This window comes from Bounagaea algeriensis (assembly GCF_054491375.1).
In genome coordinates this window covers 905,196-923,108 of record NZ_CM137102.1, presented here as the reverse complement: position 1 = coordinate 923,108, position 17,913 = coordinate 905,196, and the positions used below count along the sequence as shown (strand labels likewise).

The following is a 17,913-nucleotide window of genomic DNA, read 5'->3' as shown; positions in this document are numbered from 1 at the left end:
CAGGATAGCGCGCCCGAGCCCGCCCAGATCGTCTCATCACACCTGATCGGCGCGGCGACGCGGCGGCAGCACGTCCACCAGGCCGATGAACAGCGCCTGCACCGCGGCCGCGAACACCGCGGAGGCGAGCACCCACCCACCGGACACCAGGCCGAGACCGGCCAGTTCCCATGCCAGCGGGACGAAGACGAAGCACGCCGCGGTGAGCACGCTCACCTCGGCCCGCGCCTCGCGGTGGTAGGCGAACGCGGCGAACCACGTCAGCACGCCCATCACCGCGGCGAGCCCGAGCGGGGTGAGGCGGAACCCGGCGGCGAACACGGCACCGGCCGCCGCCACCAGCACGACACCGAGCGCGATCGCCGCGGCCCAGCGCCGCGCACCGCCGCCGAGGACCCGCGTGCTGAGCACGCCCGCGCAGCCGGCCGCCGCCACCGCCAGCGCTCCGGCCAGGAGCACGCCCGGGCCGAAGGACGCCCCCGAGACGTCGAACAGCAACCGCGGCAGTCCCCCGCCGGAGCCGAGCACGGCGTCCAACGAAGAACCACTGCGGATTCCGCCACCCGCGGCCACCGCCGCCGTCGGCGCCAACGGCCCCGTGCACAGCACCGCGCTCGCGGCCGCGAAGGCCAGCGCAGCCGCCCGCAGCGGCACGGCGCAGGCGAACAACGCCAGCAGGACGAACGGTTTGCCCAGGGTCAGCGCGGCCCGGCCGAACCAGGCCGCCACGCCACCTCCCCGCGGCCGGACGGCCCCGTGGGCCACCAGGCCGAGCCGCAGCGCCACGCGAGCGCGGTGTCGCGCGGGCAGGTCCCCGAGGCGCTCGCGGCCGACGTCGTAGGTGGTGACCCGTCGCACGACCTCGTCCGGTCCGGGAGGCGCTGGCTGCGCCGCTGCGGGCTGCGCCGCAGTCGCAGCCTCCGCGACCGATGCCCCCGCTGGGGACTGCGCGGCCACTGCTCCCTGCGCGGCCGGCTCGGGCTGCGCGGCCGGCTCGGGCTGCGCAGCCGGCTCGGCCGGCGCCGCCGCCGAGGCCCCCGCCACGGCCATGCCGGAGCGCTCCGCCGCGTCCTGCTCTGCCGGTGCCGCGGCCGAGGCGGCAGCCGCACGGTCCACACCGGACTCCCCGGAACCGCCGGAGCCGGTCCCCTCGGGCGGGACGGCATCCGAGCGAACCGCACCGGTCGGGGCAGCAGCGGGCGGGGCAGCAGCGCCCGGACCCGGACCGTCGGTACCGGCCACCCCGACACGGTCCACGTGCGGCAACTCCTCGGCCGCGATCATCCAGTGCAGCCGCTCGACGAGCATCCGCCGCGTCACGACCAGGTCGTGCGCCTCCTCCGGGCGGGCGAACAGCTCCGCCAGCTCCTTGCCCACGTCCTCGGAGCACCGCGTCCACACCTCGTCGAGGAACTCCCGCCACCGGTCGGCGTGCTCCTGCCGCGCACCGAGTTCCGCCGCGGACGGGGTGCGCACGACGCGGCGCAGCGCGTCGAGGACCGCCTCGGCGCCGTCGGCGCGCTGCACCCAGCGGGCCGGATCGGCCAGCAGCCGCACCAGGCTCGCGGCGGCGTCCATTCGACCCCACATCCAGTCGTTGGCCCGCCAGCTCGCGGAGAGGAACGCGGCGAAGTTGCCGAGGTCGCTGCCGCGGACCTTGTCGGCGGCGGCCGTCCGCCCGGTGCCGCGCTGCAGCGCGGTGAACGGCAGCGGGCTGGGCTCGTCACTGGCCACCCGCAGCAGGTTGATCGTCGTGCCCGGGTTGCGTCCGAGATCCAGCCCGGCGGTGAGCACGACGAGCTGCCGCAGCACCGCTGCCGGATCGGCCGCCCGCTCCAGCAGGTCGTAGCCCAGCTGCGCTGCCGTGCCCGGTTCCGAGCGCGCAGCGGCGGAGCCGGCGAGCCGCTGCACGACCGCGTCCAGCACGGCACGGGCCTCGGCCACCACGTCCACCGGATCGGACTCCTCCGCGACCGCGTCCCCGCCGGAGGAGTCCACGATGGATTCGAGTTCCCGGGCGAAGTCCGCCAGGTGCGCGGCGAACGCATCGGCCTCGGTGACCGCGCGCAGCGTCGCGGCCAGCAGCGGACGCACCGGCGAGGGCAACCGGTGCTGCAACCGCTCGCGGCGCTGCCACACGCGCCGCACCCACGCGTCGATCTCACCGCGCTCGACGATCGGTTCCCACCGCGCACCGTGCAGCCAGTACCGGTCGGCACAGCCGGCGAGGACCTCGGTGAACGTCCACAGGCGGTAGAGCACGTCCTTGCAGTCGCCCACGTCGGCGCCCTGCCCGGTCTCCAGGTCCCGCGCCCAGCCGAGGCATTCGCGCACGGCCGAGCGCAGACCGGTGACGTCGTGCAGCGTCTCCGGGGTGACGAGTTCGGGCAGCACGGCCGACAGCTGCGGCCGCAGATCGGCCACCGCCTCGGCCGACCACTCCTGGAGCGGCTCCCGCGTGGTCGGCGCCAGCGGACGTTCCGCCTCCGCCTCGTGCGGTGCGGTGAGCAGCCGGTACGTGGCCTGCGCGTCCAGTTCCGCCCGCAGTGCGGTGCTGCGGGCGCGCAGCACCTCCGCGTGCCGCGCGAGCTCGTCCAGGCGCTGCTCGGGTGCGACCTGGCGCACCGGCGCGAGCAGTTCGGCGCGGCGGGCCTCCCGGCGGCGCACCGCGTCGTTGTGCTCCCACAGCACGTCGAGGTCCGAACGCAGCGACTCCTGGCTGAGCCGGGCCTTGAGCGCGGTGGAGGCCACCGGCAGCGGCAGGCCGTCCGGGCGCTCCGCGGGTTCGGCGGCCTCCGGGTTGAGGTAGAGCAGCCAGCGGCTCGTGGGGCGGTTCGCCGGAGCGCGGGCGATCGCGCGGATGGCCGCGGCCACGGGGATGTTGTCCACCACGCCGCCGTCGATCACGCGGAACGGCGCCTCGGGCCGGTCGGTGGCCTCGGTGAACACGCCGAACAGGTTCGGCTCCCCCGCCGGCGGCCGGTGCGGCGAGCTGTGCACGCGGGAGGGTTCGAAGGCGAACGGGTAGCTGGCGGAGGTGCGCGCGGCGTGCGCCAGCCGCCCCGCCGTCGTCGTGAAGTCCGCCCCGGTGGCGAAGTCCGAGAGCGGATCACCGGGCACGCCGTGCTGCTGGAACCGCAGTCCGGCTTCTCGCCGCCGCAGGTGCAGCGAGGCGCCGCGGTCGTCGTGCTGGTGATCGGGCTGCGGATCGAGCAGCGTCGCCGTCAGCAGCAGGTCCAGCCGCGCGGGCAGGCCGCCGGGTTCGGTGGCGTGGTCGAGGATCGCCCGCACCAGGTGCGGGCGCAGGTATCCGTCGGCGTCCAGCAGCGACCGGGGTGCGGGCCGACCGAGGCGCGGTGTCGCGTGCGCCATGGCCTCGATGTCGGCCAGGCGCACCCACAGGTCCCGCATCCGGTCGAACGGCGCGCCGTAGACGAGCGATGCGGCGAGCAGGCTGCCGTTGAGGCCGCCGGCCGAGGCGCCTGCGAGGACGTCGACGCCGACCGAGTCGTAGCCCGCCAGGCGGGCGAGCGCGGCCCACGGGTGCGCGGTCCCGCCGGCTTCACCGGTCCCACCGGTCCCATCGGGCGGATCCGCTTCGTCGGTCTTATCGGTCTGCCCCGACTCGTCCCGGCCGACCGCGTCCCCGCCGGAATCCCCGGCGGCACCCGCCTCCGGGGCGGGGCGCGCCGCCTCCGGTTCGGCCAGCGCACGGCGCAGCGCGTCGATCTCCGCGACCGCTCCGCCGATCCACACCCCCAAGCTCGCGCCGCCGCGCATGGCCAGTGCCAACCGGAGTTCGCCTTGGTCGCCGGAACCCGCCGTGCTGCCCACCTGGACGGTTCACCTTTCGTTCGCTGCACCCGTTCGCTTGAGAACCTATCGCGCGAGCGAACGCTGCGGGACGGAGATCGAGGAGAACGCTCGACCGTCCGCCCCGCGCGGAGGGCCGGCGGACCTTCGCGCTATTCCTGCGGCGGCACCCACCGGTCGCTGCGCCGCAGTCCGGCCGCGCGCCCCTTGCCCGCGACGACCAGAGCCATCTTGCGGGAGGCTTCGTCGATCATCTCGTCACCGAGCATGGCCGCGCCCCGGGCTCCGCCGGATGCGGAGGTGTACCACGCGTACGCGTCGAGGATGTTCTCCGCGTGGTCGTAGTCCTCCTGCCGCGGGGAGAACAGCTCGTTGACGACGTCCACCTGCGCCGGGTGCAGCACCCACTTGCCGTCGAAACCGAGCGCGGCGGTGCGGCCGCCGACCTGCCGCAGCCCGTCTGCGTCCTTGATCTGCAGGTACGGCCCGTCGACCGCCTGCACGCCGTGCGCGCGGGCGGTGGTGAGCAGCCGCATGAGCACGTAGTGGTAGGCGTCGCCGACGTCGTAGCCGGGCGGCTGGTGCCCCACCGCCAGCGAGCGCATGTTGATCGAGGCCATGAAGTCGGCCGGGCCGTAGACGAGCGCTTCCACGCGCGGCGAGGCGGCGGTGATCGCGTCGACTGCCACGAGCCCCGCGGCGCTCTCGATCTGCGGCTCGATGCCGATCGCGCCGACGGGCAGTCCGCAGGCCCGTTCGATCTGCGTCAGCGTCAGGTCCAGCCAGCGCACGTGCTCGGCCGCGTCGGCCTTGGGCAGGATGATCGTGTCGACGTGCGCACCCGCGCGTTCCACCACGCCCACGAGGTCCTGGTAGGTCCACGCGGTGTCGAGGGCGTTGACGCGCACCGAGCGGATCTTGCCCTCCCAGCCGCCCGCGGTGAGCGCCTCGACCACCCGGTCCCGGGCCTCGGCCTTGGCCAGCGGAGCCACCGCGTCCTCCAGGTCGAGGAAGAACTGGTCCACGTCCAGCCCGCGCGCCTTGTCGATCATCTTGGCGCTCGAGCCGGGCACGGCCAGGCAACTGCGCCGGGCCCGTTGGCGGTCGACCATGGTGCCTCCAGCTGGTGCGGGTGCGGTTCGGTTCGCCTGTCTATCACGCGCACGGGCGGGGCGGTCGCGGCGGAGATCACTCGGCTGCACCGCGGCGACCTCCTCCCCTACGGGCCACCTGTCGGGCCACCTACCGGGCCATCAGCCGGGCCATCAGCCGGGTCATCAGCCGCCGTCAGACCACGCCGGGAACCTGCCCGGCGGCACCGCCGGGGCGCTGCTCGACCCACATGGCCAGCACGGCGGGGGCTGGTTCGGCGCTGCTCCGGTACTCCGCGAGGCTCATCCAGGCGAGTTCGGCGATCTCCGCGGCGGGCCGCGGCTCACCGAGCAGCTCACCGGCGTAGCAGGCGAGCTCGACCCGCGCGCCGATGCCCTGACCCACCGCGTCGGCGCGGTAGCGCCCGAGCAGCCGGGGTGCGCGCACTTCACCGCCGAGCTCCTCGCGCACTTCGCGCCGCAACGCCGCCTCCTCCGTCTCACCAGGATCGATCTTGCCGCCCGGCAGGTAGAAGGAGCGCTGCCGCGCTGCGCGGACGAGCAGCAGGCGGTCCGCGGCGAAGTGGACGAGCCCGACGGCGCGGATGGTGGTTTCCCGGTGGCTGTCCCCGTCCTGGCAGCCGGGGTCCTGGCAGCCGGGGTCCTGGCACCCGGCGGCTCGGCCGGGCGCCGTCCCAGGCTGACCGCGAGTGCTTCCGCGTTCCGACACCGCTTCCCTGCCTCCTCTTCGTTGATCAGGGCTGCCGATCAGGGCTGCCGAACAAGGCTGCCGAAGCAACCGGGCGAACCACAGGCTGCCGTGCGGCTCGCGCTACGGCCTTCAAGCTTGCGCGCGGTTTCCGGGCGGCGCCGGCACCCCTCCCTCGGACAGCCGCAGGCAGATCCGGTGCAGCGCGTCGAGGTCGCCGGTGGCCGCGCGCACGAAGTAGTCCGCGATGCCGGCGCGGTGGATGCTCACCGCGTCCCGCAGGCGTTGTTCGCCCTGCTCGGTGATCACCGCCTGCACACCGCGCCCGTCGGAACGCACGCGCACGCGATCGACCAGCCCGAGGCGTTCCAGGCGGTCGACCAGGCGGGTCACGCCGGAGCGGGACAGCAGCACGGCATCGGCGAGTTCGGTCATGCGCAGCCGCTGCCCGGGCGCGTCGACGAGGGCTTCGAGGACTTCGAACGCGGCCAGCGACAGCTTCTGCTCGTCGATGAGGTCGTTTTCCAGGCAGCGCGTCACCCGGGCGTACGCGCGCAGGAAGCTGCGGTACGCCAGGACCTCGTCGTGGGTCGGTAATCGGTCGAGCTCTGCGTGAGCCACGCCCCGGATGTTACGAAACGCGATCGCGTGACTTCGCACAGGCCCGGTAGCTGCGATCAACGCATCGGCGGCCGCGGTCCTCCTCCGGTGGCCGGGCTCCTCCGGAGGGGTGGGACTCACTCGGAACGGCCAAGCTTCCCGACACGCGGAATCCCGCGCCCCCTGTCGTTGAACCTGGGAGGGACGTGGCCGGACAATCGGGGCACTCCCTCCGACGGAGGGCGACCGCACGCCGCCGCGCATGACGGAGTTACCCGTCCGTAGCATGGTGGGTGAGCGCACACGCAGGAAAGGTCGGTGCCAGGCAGACGTGACTACGCAGTCCATTCCCGCCGAGAAGGACATCCACGGTGCTCTCGGCGAGGTTCACGACCCGGAGATCCACAAGCCGATCACCGAACTGGGCATGGTCAAGTCCGTGTCGATCGGCGACGACGGGGACGTGACCGTCGAGGTGTACTTGACGGTCGCGGGCTGCCCCATGCGGGAGACCATCACGCAGCGGGTGGACACCGCGGTCTCCGCGGTGGAAGGCGTCCGCTCCGTGCACGTCGAGCTCGACGTGATGAGCGACGAGCAGCGCACGGAGCTGCGCCAGAAGCTCCGCGGCGACTCCGAGGAACCCCGCATCCCGTTCGCGGAACCGGGGTCGATGACCCGCGTGTACTGCGTGGCCTCCGGCAAGGGGGGCGTGGGCAAGTCCAGCGTCACCGTGAACCTGGCGGCCTCGATGGCCGAGCGCGGCCTGTCCGTGGGTGTCGTCGACGCGGACATCTACGGCCACTCGGTGCCGCGCATGCTCGGCTCGGAGGGCAAACCCACCCAGGTCGAGAAGATGATCATGCCGCCGCAGGCGCACGGCGTGAAGCACATCTCCATCGGCATGTTCACCCCGGGCAACACCCCGGTCGTCTGGCGCGGCCCCATGCTGCACCGCGCGCTGCAGCAGTTCCTCTCCGACGTGTTCTGGGGTGACCTGGACGTGCTGCTGCTCGACCTCCCCCCGGGCACCGGAGACGTCGCGCTGTCCACGGCGCAGCTGATCCCCAACGCCGAGATCCTCGTGGTGACCACACCGCAGCAGGCCGCCGCGGAAGTGGCCGAGCGCGCAGGTGCCATCGCGATGCAGACCCGCCAGCGGCTGGCCGGCGTGGTGGAGAACATGTCGTGGATGGAGATGCCCGACGGCACCCGCGTGGAGCCGTTCGGCTCCGGCGGCGGACAACTCGTGGCGGACTCGCTGAGCCGCTCGGTCGGCACCGACATCCCCCTGCTCGGCCAGGTACCCCTGGACACGCGGCTGCGCGAGTCGGGCGACCGGGGTTCCCCGCTCGTGCTGGAAGACCCGGACGCCAGCGCGTCCACGGTGCTGCTCGACGTGGCCAAGCAGTTGTCCACCCGCGCGCGGGGGCTCTCCGGCAAGCTGCTGTCCGTCTCCCCGGCCTGATGAAACAGGCCGCGGGTTGGCCGGCGCAGCGGGTCGGGCGGGAGGAACTCAGGTGCTCTTGGCCACGGCGAACATCCCGGTGCCCACGGGCAGCGCCACCGGCACGAGCTCGTCCTGCGCACGCACGGCACCGAGCAGCTCGCGCGCACCGGTAGTGGGGTGCTCCTGGACCGCGCCCGCGCCATCCACCCGGACGCCGTCGAAGACGACGACGCCACCGGGACGCAGCAGCCGCACACCCAGGTCCAGGTACTCGGCGGGTTCGGTCGTCGCGGTCCGCACGGTGACGAGGTCGTAGCCGCCCTCGGTCAGCCGCGGCAGCACCTCGCGCGCGGCACCGCTGATCAGGCGCACGCGGCTGTGCGGGATGTCGGCCTGGGACAAGGCCTGCCGCGCCCGCCGCTGCGCCTGCGGGTCGACGTCGATGGAGGTCAGCACACCGTCCTCGGCCATTCCGCGGACGGTGGCGCAGGTTCCCTCGGCCGCCGTGCCGATCTCCACGGCTGCCCTGGCGCGCAGCACCGTCGCGAGGAAGCGCAGCACCTGCCGTGACGACGGCGCGGTGTCCTCGCCGGGGACGTTCGCCGGCGACCGGTCGTCCCGCCGCGCGGGGCCGGCTCCGACCGAGGTCTCGGGTCTCACGTGGGGTAGGCTATTGCACCCGCCCCGCGTGCGGGACGGGGTCGTGCACATCGTTAGGGCTTGGTTGTTTTCCCGGCGCGATCCGATCGCCGCCGAGGTGTTGTGAGTCCCGCCACCCCCTTGGCATTCTTAGCTCCCTCTCAGGCGCCCATAACCCCGTTTTCACCTGCATGGACGAGGCTTGCCCACACGTCGCGGCAGCACCGGAGCCGTTTGCGCATCGGTACTGCCGGGAACACTCGAGTCCGCCCGGACGTTTCCCGTCCGCATCCGCCGCAGGAGGTGGCATTCCGGCCCATGGCAACCCAGCCGATCACTCCCGGCCCGAAGACCGAGGAACTGCCGACCGTGCAGACCCCGGTCTCGCAGCCTGCGGCCACCGGCGAGTCGACCTGGACTCCGCCCACCTGGGACGAAGTCGTGCGCCAGCACGCGGACCGGGTGTACCGGCTGGCCTACCGGCTGAGCGGGAACAAGCACGACGCCGAGGACATCACCCAGGACACGTTCATCCGGGTCTTCCGCTCCTTGGCCTCCTACAAGCCCGGCACCTTCGAGGGCTGGCTGCACCGCATCACCACGAACCTCTTCCTGGACATGGCCCGCCGCCGTTCACGTCTGCGCATGGAGGGCCTGCCGGAGGACAGCGAGCGGCTGCCCGGCGGTGATCCGAGCCCGGAGCACGTGTACCACGCGACCCGGCTCGACCCCGATCTGCAGGCCGCGCTCGACGGGCTCGCCCCCGAGTTCCGCGCCGCTGTCGTGCTCTGCGACGTCGAAGGACTGTCGTACGAGGAGATCGGCGCTACATTGGGGGTAAAGCTGGGCACAGTGCGCAGCCGGATTCACCGCGGTCGGCAGTTGATGAAGGCGACCCTGGAAAAACGCCGTGCGCAGACTCAGGAGGATTGTTCCGCATGAACGGTGTGCGCGGATGGGGGTTTTCCGAGCAACACCTCGCACTGGACGCGATCGTGGCGTTCGTCGACGGTGAGCTCAGCGCGAACGCCCGTGACCGCGCGGCGTCCCACTTGGCGCACTGCTCGGCGTGCACCACCGAAGCGAGCACGCAGCGGCAGGCCCGCAGCGCCGTCCGGGATGCCGACTCGCCGGCCATCTCCTCGGACCTGGTGCGCAACCTGCTCTCCATCCCCCAGCACACCGAGCTGCCAGCACAACCGGAGGAACTGGCGCTGTCCGAGGAGGGCCAGCTGCTCACCTCCCAGCGCCTCGGCTCCGGAACGACCCTGGGCGACGGAGCTCCCCTGGGCAGCGGCACTTCCCTGGCCAACGGGACTCCCCTGGGCAACCGCCCCGTTGCCGGCAGCACCCCGCTCGGCTCGGACGCATCGCAGACGTCCGAGCAGGACGCCGACCGCGCCGCCCAGGCACAACAACTCGGACAGTCCCAGCAGCACGGCCAGTCACAACGGCACGGCGGCAAGCGCCGCACCCGGCACGGCGCCGGAGTGGTGTTCTCCGGGCTGATGCTCGGTGCGCTGGCCCTGGTCAACCCGCCGAGCGACGAGCAGGAGACCACGCCGCAGCAGGCCTCGCTGCCGGACGGCGACAGCCGCCTGCCCGCGACCGCCCGCACGGACCTCGCTCCCACGAGCAGCTCCGCTTCCACGTCCCCGGCACCACCCGCGCCGCAGCACGACCGCGCTCCCGCGGGCGCAGCGCCCTCCGCGGGCCCGCCCGACCGCGTGTCGGCCACCGCCGGTTCCTGATCACCGCCCCGCCGGGGCGCGTTCAGCCGGGCACCGGCGCGGAGCCGGCGGTCATCGCGCTCGCGCCGGCCGGCACCCGTTGCACCAGCAGCACCGGTAGCGCGCACACCCCGCTGATGTGGTGAACTCGTAGTCGGTCACCTGATTCGAACGCATTCCCCGGGGAGCGATGAACGAGCAGCCGCCAGCATCCGCGCACGGACCGGGACGTGCGCGCGACGAGGACGACGCCGACCGCAGCGAGTCACCGCGCGCGCACGGCGGTTCGACCGCGTCCGGCGAACGGTCGGCCCCCGAGGACTCCACCGCCCCGGAGCACCCGCGGCTGCCACCGCGCCCCGTCGAACGCCCGGCGGTCGCCCCGGAGCAGGAAGCCGTCTTCGGCCGCCCACCGGGCGTCAGCGACGGCTTCGACCGCCGCGATGAGACCCCCGAACCGCCGCACGAGGTGCAGCAGCAGCCTCCCTCCGCAGCCCTCGCCGAGGCGTTCGGCCGCCCGCCGCACAGCGATGCGACGCTGCAACGCTCCCCGGGTGAGCAACCGGCAGGAGCCCCGACGGGGTCCGAGGCCGCGGACGAGCCCGCGACCTGGGATTCGCCGGAGCAGGCACCGTGGCGGGAGCCCTCCTACCCGGTCGCGCTCGGCCCGCCCGCCGCCCAGGAGGACACCGGCGATGGCGGGTCAGCGCAGCGGGGACCGCTGCTGAGCGCGCGCGACGTGCTGTTCGGCGGCCGCGTCCGCCCTCGCTCACTGCTCACGCTGGGGGCGCTGGCCCTGGTCATCGGCCTGTGCGGGGCGCTGGTGGGCGGCATCGCCACGCGGGACGGCGGTTCGCTGACGAGTCCGGACGCGACGCTGTCCGAGGTGACTCCGGGCCAGGACCGGCCGGCCGGTTCCACGTCCTCGGTGGCGCAGCGCATCGTGCCCGCCGTGGTCTCGGTCGAGGTGCAGCTGGGCGCCCAGGGCGGCACCGGTTCGGGCGTGGTCATCGACGGCGAGGGCTACGTGATCACCAACAACCACGTGGTCTCGATGGCCGCCGAGTCGGCGAACGCCCAGCTGACAACGGTCTTCCACGACGGCACGCGCGTTCCGGCGCAGCTGGTGGGGCGCGACCCGAAGACCGACCTGGCGGTGCTCAAGGTCGACGTGTCCAACCCGACGGTGGCGCAGCTCGGCAACTCCGACCGGCTGTCCGTCGGCGACGAGGTGCTGGCGGTCGGCTCGCCGCTGGGCCTGTCGGGAACGGTGACCAACGGCATCGTCAGCTCCGTGCAACGGCCGGTGCGCTTGGCCGGCGAGGGCACCGACACCAACGCGGTCATCGATGCGATCCAGACGGACGCGGCGATCAACCCGGGCAACTCGGGGGGTGCGCTGGTGGACAGCAGCGGTGCCGTGGTGGGCATCAACAGCGCCATCCGCACGGCGGGCAGCGGCGGCGGCGAGGGCGGGTCCATCGGCCTGGGCTTCGCCATTCCGATCGAGGACGCCCGCCGCATCGCCCAGGAGATCATCCGCACCGGCAGTGCCCAGCACGCCGATCTCGGGGTGAACGCCAAGTCGGTGACGGACGGGCTGCAGGACGGGGCGCAGGTGCAGAACGTGCGCAACGACGGCCCGGCCGCTGCCGCGGGGATCGCCGAGGGCGATGTGATCACTCGGGTCGGCGACCGGCCGGTGGGCGGCGCCGACGAACTGGTCGTCGCGGTGGACGGCCACCGGATCGGCGAGCAGGTGCCGGTCACCGTCGTCCGCCAAGGCCGCGAGCTCGTCTTCGACGTCACCCTCTGAAACGAGGCGGGGAAACCCGGGTGAGGGCGCGGTGATGCCGCGGCAACACCTGCGGGAACGCGCACACCGACCCGCGGCGCGGGGTTCCGTCCGCAGCACCGACCGGTACCCTGGTTGCCGGTGGCGTGCCCGGCCGGTGCGCCGGGAGAGGAAGATCCGAAAGGTAGGGCAGGTGTTCGGTTCCATCGGGTGGGGCGAGATCCTGGTCCTGGTCCTCGTCGGATTGTTCGTGCTCGGCCCCGAACGCCTCCCCGAAGGCGCGGCGTGGCTGGGCCGCACAGTGCGCCAGCTCAAGGACTACGCGACCGGTGCCCGCGAGCAGATCCGCTCGGAACTCGGCCCCGAGTTCGACGAGCTGCGCAAGCCGCTGGAGGATCTCCGCAGCGTCCGCGGTCTCAACCCGCGCACCGCCGTGCGCCGGCAGTTGTTCGACTCGGACGGCGGTCTGTTCGGTGATGCGAGCAACGGCAGCACGGACGGCAGCACCGGCGGTAACGGCCACCACCCCAGCACCGGCCCGCGGACCACGTCGCGGCAGCACCCCCTCGAGTTCGGTGAACGCCCGCCCTACGACAGCGACGCCACCTGATCAGCGAGGCACCACATCCCCGCCCGCCCGGGTGGTTTGGAACGTTTCTCGAGAAAAGTCGCCGACGTTTCTCGAGAAATGTCCGCACGCAACCGCGGAGCCACCGCGCGGTGGTAGTTGTTCCGGCCGCTGCCGCGAGGCCAGCACCACGCCGACGGCGGCGAGGAGGAACCAGCTCGCCAGCAGCGCGCTCATGCCCGTCCAGCCCCACGCGCCGTAGGCGACGCCGCCGAGCACACCGCCGAGACTGCTGCCGCCGTAGTAGGCGAACTGGTAGATCGCGGAGGCCTGCCCGCGCACCCGGCTGCTCGCCCGTGCGCTGACCCAGCCGTTGGCGACCGCGTGCGCGGCGAAGAACCCGCCGGTGAACACGACCAGCCCGAGCAGCAGCACCGGCAGCCGCTCGGAGAGCATGAGACCCAGCCCGACAACGGCCGCTGCCAGCCCGCCGAGCAGCGTCGCGCCACGCCCCCAGCGGTCAGCGGCGCGCCCGGCGAGCGCCGAAGTCACCGTGCCCGCCGCGTAGGCGAGGAACGCCAGCGCCGCCAGCGCCGGCGGCACGTTCAGCGGCGGCGCGCTGAGCCGGAAGCTCAGCACGTTGTAGACGGCGACGAAGGCGCCCATGCCCAGCGCGGCCACGAGGTACGGCGCGTACAGCACGGGGTCGCGCAGCGCGGCGCTCAGCCCTTCGAGCAGCGGCCGCCAGCGCAGCGGTTCCCGCTGGTGGTGCTGCTCGGCGGGCAGCAGCACGACGAACGCGGCGGTGCACACCGCGGCCATCACCGCGACCGTGAACATGCCGCCGTGCCAACCGAGGAAGTCGCCGGCCACGCCGCCGAGCAGCCGTCCGGACATGCCGCCGACGGTGGTCCCCGCGACGTACAGCCCCATGGTCACGCCCAGCTGCCGCCCACCGGTCTCCTCGGCCAGGTAGGCCGCGGCGATCGCGGCCAGTCCGGCGATGGCCGCGCCCTGGACGAACCGCAGCCCGACCATGAGCGGGAAGTTCCCGATCCACGGCATGACCAGCCCGAGCACCTCGGCCGTGACCAGCGCGACGATCATCAGCGTGCGCCTGCTCACCGCTTGCGACAACGTGCCCAGCGGGATCGCGGCCACGGCGAGCCCGAGGGTGGCGGCGGACACGAGCAGGGCGACGGTGCCGGGGGACAGGCCGAAGTCCGCGGACAGCTGCGGCAGCACCGGCTGCGGCGCGTACAGCAGCGCGAACAGGGCCAACGCTCCCAGCAGCAGGCTCGCGCGGATCCGGCGGACGCGTGCGGGGTCGACTGCGCTCACGGGGCCAGGATCGAGCGGCGGTCATCGATGCGTCCAATACGGCAATGTCGGACGATCGATACCATGACGCATGAATCACCACGTTCCGAGGAAGTTTCGCAGCTCGTCGGGCGTCTCGCTCCCGCGCTGGCGGTGCTGCGCGCGGTCGCCGCTGAGGGGCATCTCACGAGGGCGGGCGAGCGGCTGGGCATGCCGCAGCCGACGGTGAGCCGGACGATCACGCGACTGGCCGAGCACGTCGGCCATCCGCTGCTGACCCACCGCGGACGCGGGGTGGAACTCACCCGCGCGGGCCGGCAGCTCGCCGCGGCCGCGGAGGAGGCGCTGCGCACGCTGGAGAACGGCTGCCGCCGCGTGGCCGAGGACCTCGACCCGGAACGCGGCCGGGTGGCGCTCGGGTTCCAGCACACCATGGGCAGCAGCCTCATGCCGCCGCTGCTGCGGGACTTCCGCGACCGCCACCCGCAGGTGCGCTTCGAGCTCTCCCAGGGGCCGCGGGACGACCTGCTCGAGCGCACCGCCAGCGGCGACCTCGACCTGTGCCTCGTCTCGCCGCTGCCGGACCGGGACGGCTGGGACACCGTGCCGCTGCGCACCGAGCCGCTGGTGCTCGTGCTGCCCGCGGACCACCGACTGCGCCGCAGGAAGCGGCTGCGGCTGTCCGATGTGGCCGAGGAGGACCACATCATGATCCGCCACGGCTTCGGGATGCGCCGCATCATCACCACCCTGGCCGAACGCGCCGGCGTCACGCCGCGCATCGCGTTCGAGGTCGACGACGTGGACACCGTGCGCGGACTCGTCGCCGCCGGGCTCGGCATCGCACTGCTGCCGGAGGCCGAAACCGCTCCGCTGCCCGGCAGCGTGGAGGTTCCGCTGCAGCCGGCCGCGCACCGCACGATCGGGCTGGCCTGGCCGGAGGGGACGAGCCTGCCGCCCGCCGGGGCGCGGTTCCGCGACTTCGCCGCCGAGCAGGCGCAGGCCCCCCGGGGGCTGACGGGGGACCTCGGGAGGCTGACGGGAGGCTGACGGCCGGGCGCAGGAGCTGACCACCGGCACCGCTCGCCACCAGCGAGCGCACCACCGGTGACGGAGAGCACGCCGCGAACGGCGGGATCCTCCTGTCCGATTCACCGGTTCTGCTCCCGAGCGACGGCGCGAGGTTGTATGCTCCGCTGCGGATCAAACACTGATCGCGCGAGCACATCCAGCAGGGGGACGCCGGAGCGATGGCCGACAACACCGATCCGAACGCGGCGCCACCGCCGCTGTCGCTGGCGAGCACCGACACCACCGCCGGCGCCGTGCCGCCGCTGGCCGGCTTCGGGTTGCTGCAGCAGAACGGCGCCGGCACACCGCAGGCACTGGTGAACACGCACGTCAACGACGGCAGCGGCGGCGTGCAGCAGGCCTCGTTCAGCGTCGACGTCGAGCAGATCCCCGGGCTCGTCGCCAAGTACCGAGGGGCGCAGGACAAACTGCGGGGAATCAAGCGAAAGGCTGCAGAGCTGCGCGAGCTTCCCGGTCCCGCTGCGGACGAGGTCAGCCAGAAGCTCGCGCAATCGCTGGGCAGCATGGCCGGCGAAGAGCCCGGCAAGCTCACCTGGGTCGTCGACGCGACTATCGATCGGCTCCAGAACCAGATCGAGCAGCTCGAGGCCGCCCAGCGGGACTACCAGTCCACCGACGAGGAAGCCATCCCCCGGAAACTGTGAGGACCCCGACCGTGCTCCGCCGCCCCACACTGGGCCGCCCCACACTGGGCCGCCCCACGCTGGGCCGCACCGCACTGGGCACCACCGCGGTGCTCGCCGCGCTCGGCCTGGCAGGCTGCGCCACGCCCACCGACGCCGGCTCGGAGGATCAGCAGCCCAGCAGCCCAGCCGAGTCGACGCCGAGCCAGCAGCAGAACGCCCCGCAGATCGACCAGCCCAAGAACCTGCAGGCCGTTGGCGGTGCGTGCGAGCTGCTCACCCCGGAGCAACTCCAGCAGCTCGGTCTCGGCGGCGAACCGGAGCCGGTCGATACCCTCTCCGGAGACTCCGCATGTGACTGGAGCCATGACAACGGAGCGGTCACGGTGACACCGAAGAGCACGATCGGCGCCCAGCAGATGTACGAGAACACCAAGACGTTCAACGAGTTCCACCCCGCCGAGGTGCAGGGCTACCCCGCCAACCACAAGGACCGGCAGAGCCGCCTCTGCTCCGTCGACATCGGCGTATCCGACTCGGCGACGGTCCGGGTCGACTTCACGCGTTACGCAGGCGACGCACCCGAAATGCAGGACCCCTGCGGCTACGCGGACACGATCGCCACCGAGGTCCTCAAGAACATTCCCGACGCCTGACCAACCACACGTGCAAGGGGGACACGTCCATGGCTCCGATCCTGATCGCCGGCGGTATCGCCGCCGCCGGCGTCGCCGCCACCGCACCGATCGACAGCGGCAGCAGTGCTGACATCACCGAGTCGGTCGGGTTCAACCACGAGCAGAAGTACGGCCAGATCCACGGCGGACCGGGCAACCCGGCCATCGAGCAGGCGATCACCGCCTGGCGGAACTCCATCGTCGAGGACTTCGAGGGAGTCGCCTCGATGCTCGACGAGGCCAACCGCAAGGCCGGCGTCATGTGGCAGGGCCAGGCCGCCGAGCAGCACGGCGACTCGCTGCGCCCGATGACCCAGTTCATCCGGGACGCGCAGGACGTGTCCCGCTCGGTCGGTGACGCGGCCACCGAGCAGGGCGATGCCTTCGGCAAGGTCAAGGGCATGCCCGAGCCGGTGCAGGTCGACGCCACCGACAACATGCTGGAGAAGGGCGGCGCCTTCCTGTTCGGCACGGAGACGGACCTGCAGGAGCAGGAGCAGCAGGCCACCGAGAAGGCCCAGGAAGCCAAGCGCATCTACGACAACTACGACCAGGCCGTGCAGACCTCGTCCAGCAGGATGCCGACGTTCCCGAGCCCGCCGGAGATGGCCTACGAGCAGAACGCGGGCCCGCGCGGCGGCGGCACCGCGGTCAACACCTCGACCGGCGTGTCCGGCAGCACCGGAACGGCCCAGCCCACCGGCGGCGGCATGGCCGCGGTGAACGCCACCGGCGGCGGCAGCCACCTGCCGGCCACCCCGGGCTCGGCCGGCGCCCCGGCGGACACCGGCTCCTCCTGGGCAACGCCGCCGGGGACGGCTCCGGGTGGCGCTGCCCCGGGCACGGCCCCGGGCGGGCCGGGTGCTCCGGGAACCCCGGGCACGGCGCCCGGCGGTCCCGGCGGAGGCGGTGGTCTCGCCCCGGGCGTGGTTGCAGGCGGTCCGCGCGGCGGTGCGGCGAGCCCCGGCGGTCGCACCGGTGCTCCGGGCGCGCGCGGCGGTGCGGCGAGCCCCGGCGGTCGCACCGGTGCTCCGGGCGCGCGCGGCGGTGCGGGCGCGCGGACCGGGACCGGCGTCGAGACCCCCGGCTCCCGCGGCGGCACCGGCTCTCCGGGATCGCGCGGTGGAGCCGGCAACTCCCTCGGTCCGGGCGGACGCTCCGGCGTCGGTTCCCCCGGTGCGAACGGCATCACCGGCGGCACCGCTCCGGGATCCTCGGCTCCGGGGCGCGGCGGCTTCGCCGGTGCGCCGGCCCGCGCCGGCCAGTCCGGGCAGGACGAGGACAACGAGCGTTCCACCTGGCTGGAGGAGAACGACGACGTGTGGTTCAACGACATGCCGCGGACCGCACCGGCCGTCCTCGGCGAGTGGGACGCCGACGAGCGGTAGACCCGCCGAACCCTCGCGCACGGGCCGGTGGTGCCGCGCACTGCACCACCGGCCGCCACGAGGTTTCACCAGTCGATCCGCCTGCCCAACTCAGACGGGGACGACCTCGACGAACGCGTCCGTGCCGACGAAGAAGAGGCCGTGCCGATGACCGACTGCTGCGGATCGCTGCCTACGCTGGCGCAGTGTTCGTCATTTTCGGTCTCGGCACCAAGCAGCAGCACCTCGGCCCCGCAGGGACCCGGAGCTGCCCGCGCTGCCACAACACGACGCAGTGGACGCGCATCCGGCAGTTCAAGCAGTTCACGTTGTTCTTCGTCCCGGTCGCACGCTGGAAGCGCCGCCGGCTGGAGGTCTGCGGCATCTGCGGCACCGCCGTCGCAGCCTGAACCGCGTCCTGCCTCCTCGTCAGCCGCCG

The 17,913-nt window shown here is 73.2% G+C and carries 16 protein-coding genes; 10 read left to right on the top strand and 6 right to left on the bottom strand.

Annotated elements, in window-relative coordinates; all coding sequences use genetic code 11:
- Window positions 1-36 precede the first annotated feature (36 nt).
- The 4 genes from ACVGV2_RS04205 to ACVGV2_RS04190 form a co-directional block, all read right to left on the bottom strand.
- Complete coding sequence (locus ACVGV2_RS04205) at window positions 37-3,834, bottom strand: patatin-like protein (protein WP_459164734.1); 3,798 nt, start codon at window positions 3,832-3,834, stop codon at window positions 37-39.
- A 131-nt stretch (window positions 3,835-3,965) separates the two neighbouring features.
- Window positions 3,966-4,925, bottom strand: coding sequence for an HpcH/HpaI aldolase/citrate lyase family protein (locus tag ACVGV2_RS04200; protein ID WP_459164733.1), 960 nt, complete (start codon window positions 4,923-4,925; stop codon window positions 3,966-3,968).
- A gap of 175 nt (window positions 4,926-5,100) precedes the next feature.
- Entirely contained in the window at window positions 5,101-5,634 is a 534-nt protein-coding gene (locus ACVGV2_RS04195) for an NUDIX hydrolase (protein WP_459164732.1), read from the bottom strand.
- Between the two features lie 111 nt (window positions 5,635-5,745).
- Window positions 5,746-6,234 carry a MarR family winged helix-turn-helix transcriptional regulator gene (locus tag ACVGV2_RS04190; protein WP_459164731.1) on the bottom strand — a complete coding sequence of 163 codons (489 nt, stop codon included), beginning with the start codon at window positions 6,232-6,234 and terminating at the stop codon, window positions 5,746-5,748.
- A 265-nt stretch (window positions 6,235-6,499) separates the two neighbouring features.
- Between ACVGV2_RS04190 and ACVGV2_RS04185 the strand changes: the two genes are divergently transcribed.
- Window positions 6,500-7,681, top strand: a complete 1,182-nt coding sequence (locus ACVGV2_RS04185; protein WP_459164730.1) for an Mrp/NBP35 family ATP-binding protein — start codon at window positions 6,500-6,502, stop codon at window positions 7,679-7,681.
- Window positions 7,682-7,729: 48 nt separating this feature from the next.
- On the opposite strand, the gene ACVGV2_RS04180 is transcribed toward ACVGV2_RS04185, so the two are convergent.
- The gene (locus ACVGV2_RS04180) at window positions 7,730-8,323 is read right to left on the bottom strand and encodes an O-methyltransferase (protein ID WP_459164729.1); all 594 of its coding nucleotides are present in this window, start codon (window positions 8,321-8,323) and stop codon (window positions 7,730-7,732) included.
- Window positions 8,324-8,620: 297 nt separating this feature from the next.
- Here ACVGV2_RS04180 and sigE point away from each other — a divergent pair, with 297 nt between their 5' ends.
- From sigE to tatB, 4 genes are all read left to right on the top strand, one after another.
- A complete protein-coding gene (sigE, locus tag ACVGV2_RS04175; protein WP_459164728.1) occupies window positions 8,621-9,244 on the top strand; it encodes an RNA polymerase sigma factor SigE in 624 nt (207 codons plus the stop codon).
- Window positions 9,241-10,053: an anti-sigma factor family protein gene (locus ACVGV2_RS04170; protein WP_459164727.1), complete on the top strand. Its 813-nt coding sequence runs from the start codon at window positions 9,241-9,243 to the stop codon at window positions 10,051-10,053. The genes sigE and ACVGV2_RS04170 overlap by 4 nt, the downstream gene beginning before the upstream one ends.
- Before the next feature lie 169 nt (window positions 10,054-10,222).
- Complete coding sequence (locus tag ACVGV2_RS04165; RefSeq protein ID WP_459164726.1) at window positions 10,223-11,848, top strand: S1C family serine protease; 1,626 nt, start codon at window positions 10,223-10,225, stop codon at window positions 11,846-11,848.
- 172 nt (window positions 11,849-12,020) lie between these two features.
- Window positions 12,021-12,437 (top strand): Sec-independent protein translocase protein TatB, encoded by a 417-nt coding sequence (gene tatB / locus ACVGV2_RS04160; protein ID WP_459164725.1) that lies wholly within the window; start codon window positions 12,021-12,023, stop codon window positions 12,435-12,437.
- Here tatB and ACVGV2_RS04155 read toward each other — a convergent pair whose 3' ends face one another.
- Window positions 12,438-13,736: an MFS transporter gene (locus ACVGV2_RS04155; protein WP_459164724.1), complete on the bottom strand. Its 1,299-nt coding sequence runs from the start codon at window positions 13,734-13,736 to the stop codon at window positions 12,438-12,440.
- A gap of 63 nt (window positions 13,737-13,799) precedes the next feature.
- Here ACVGV2_RS04155 and ACVGV2_RS04150 point away from each other — a divergent pair, with 63 nt between their 5' ends.
- The 5 genes from ACVGV2_RS04150 to ACVGV2_RS04130 all read left to right on the top strand — a co-directional run bounded on the left by ACVGV2_RS04150 (window position 13,800) and on the right by ACVGV2_RS04130 (window position 17,884).
- A complete protein-coding gene (locus ACVGV2_RS04150; RefSeq protein ID WP_459164723.1) occupies window positions 13,800-14,765 on the top strand; it encodes a LysR family transcriptional regulator in 966 nt (321 codons plus the stop codon).
- A gap of 200 nt (window positions 14,766-14,965) precedes the next feature.
- Window positions 14,966-15,451, top strand: a complete 486-nt coding sequence (locus tag ACVGV2_RS04145) for a hypothetical protein (protein ID WP_459164722.1) — start codon at window positions 14,966-14,968, stop codon at window positions 15,449-15,451.
- A gap of 11 nt (window positions 15,452-15,462) precedes the next feature.
- Window positions 15,463-16,086: a DUF3558 domain-containing protein gene (locus tag ACVGV2_RS04140; protein WP_459164721.1), complete on the top strand. Its 624-nt coding sequence runs from the start codon at window positions 15,463-15,465 to the stop codon at window positions 16,084-16,086.
- Window positions 16,087-16,115: 29 nt separating this feature from the next.
- Window positions 16,116-17,495 (top strand): hypothetical protein, encoded by a 1,380-nt coding sequence (locus ACVGV2_RS04135; protein ID WP_459164720.1) that lies wholly within the window; start codon window positions 16,116-16,118, stop codon window positions 17,493-17,495.
- Between the two features lie 185 nt (window positions 17,496-17,680).
- Entirely contained in the window at window positions 17,681-17,884 is a 204-nt protein-coding gene (locus ACVGV2_RS04130) for a zinc-ribbon domain-containing protein (RefSeq protein ID WP_459164719.1), read from the top strand.
- Window positions 17,885-17,913 lie beyond the last annotated feature (29 nt).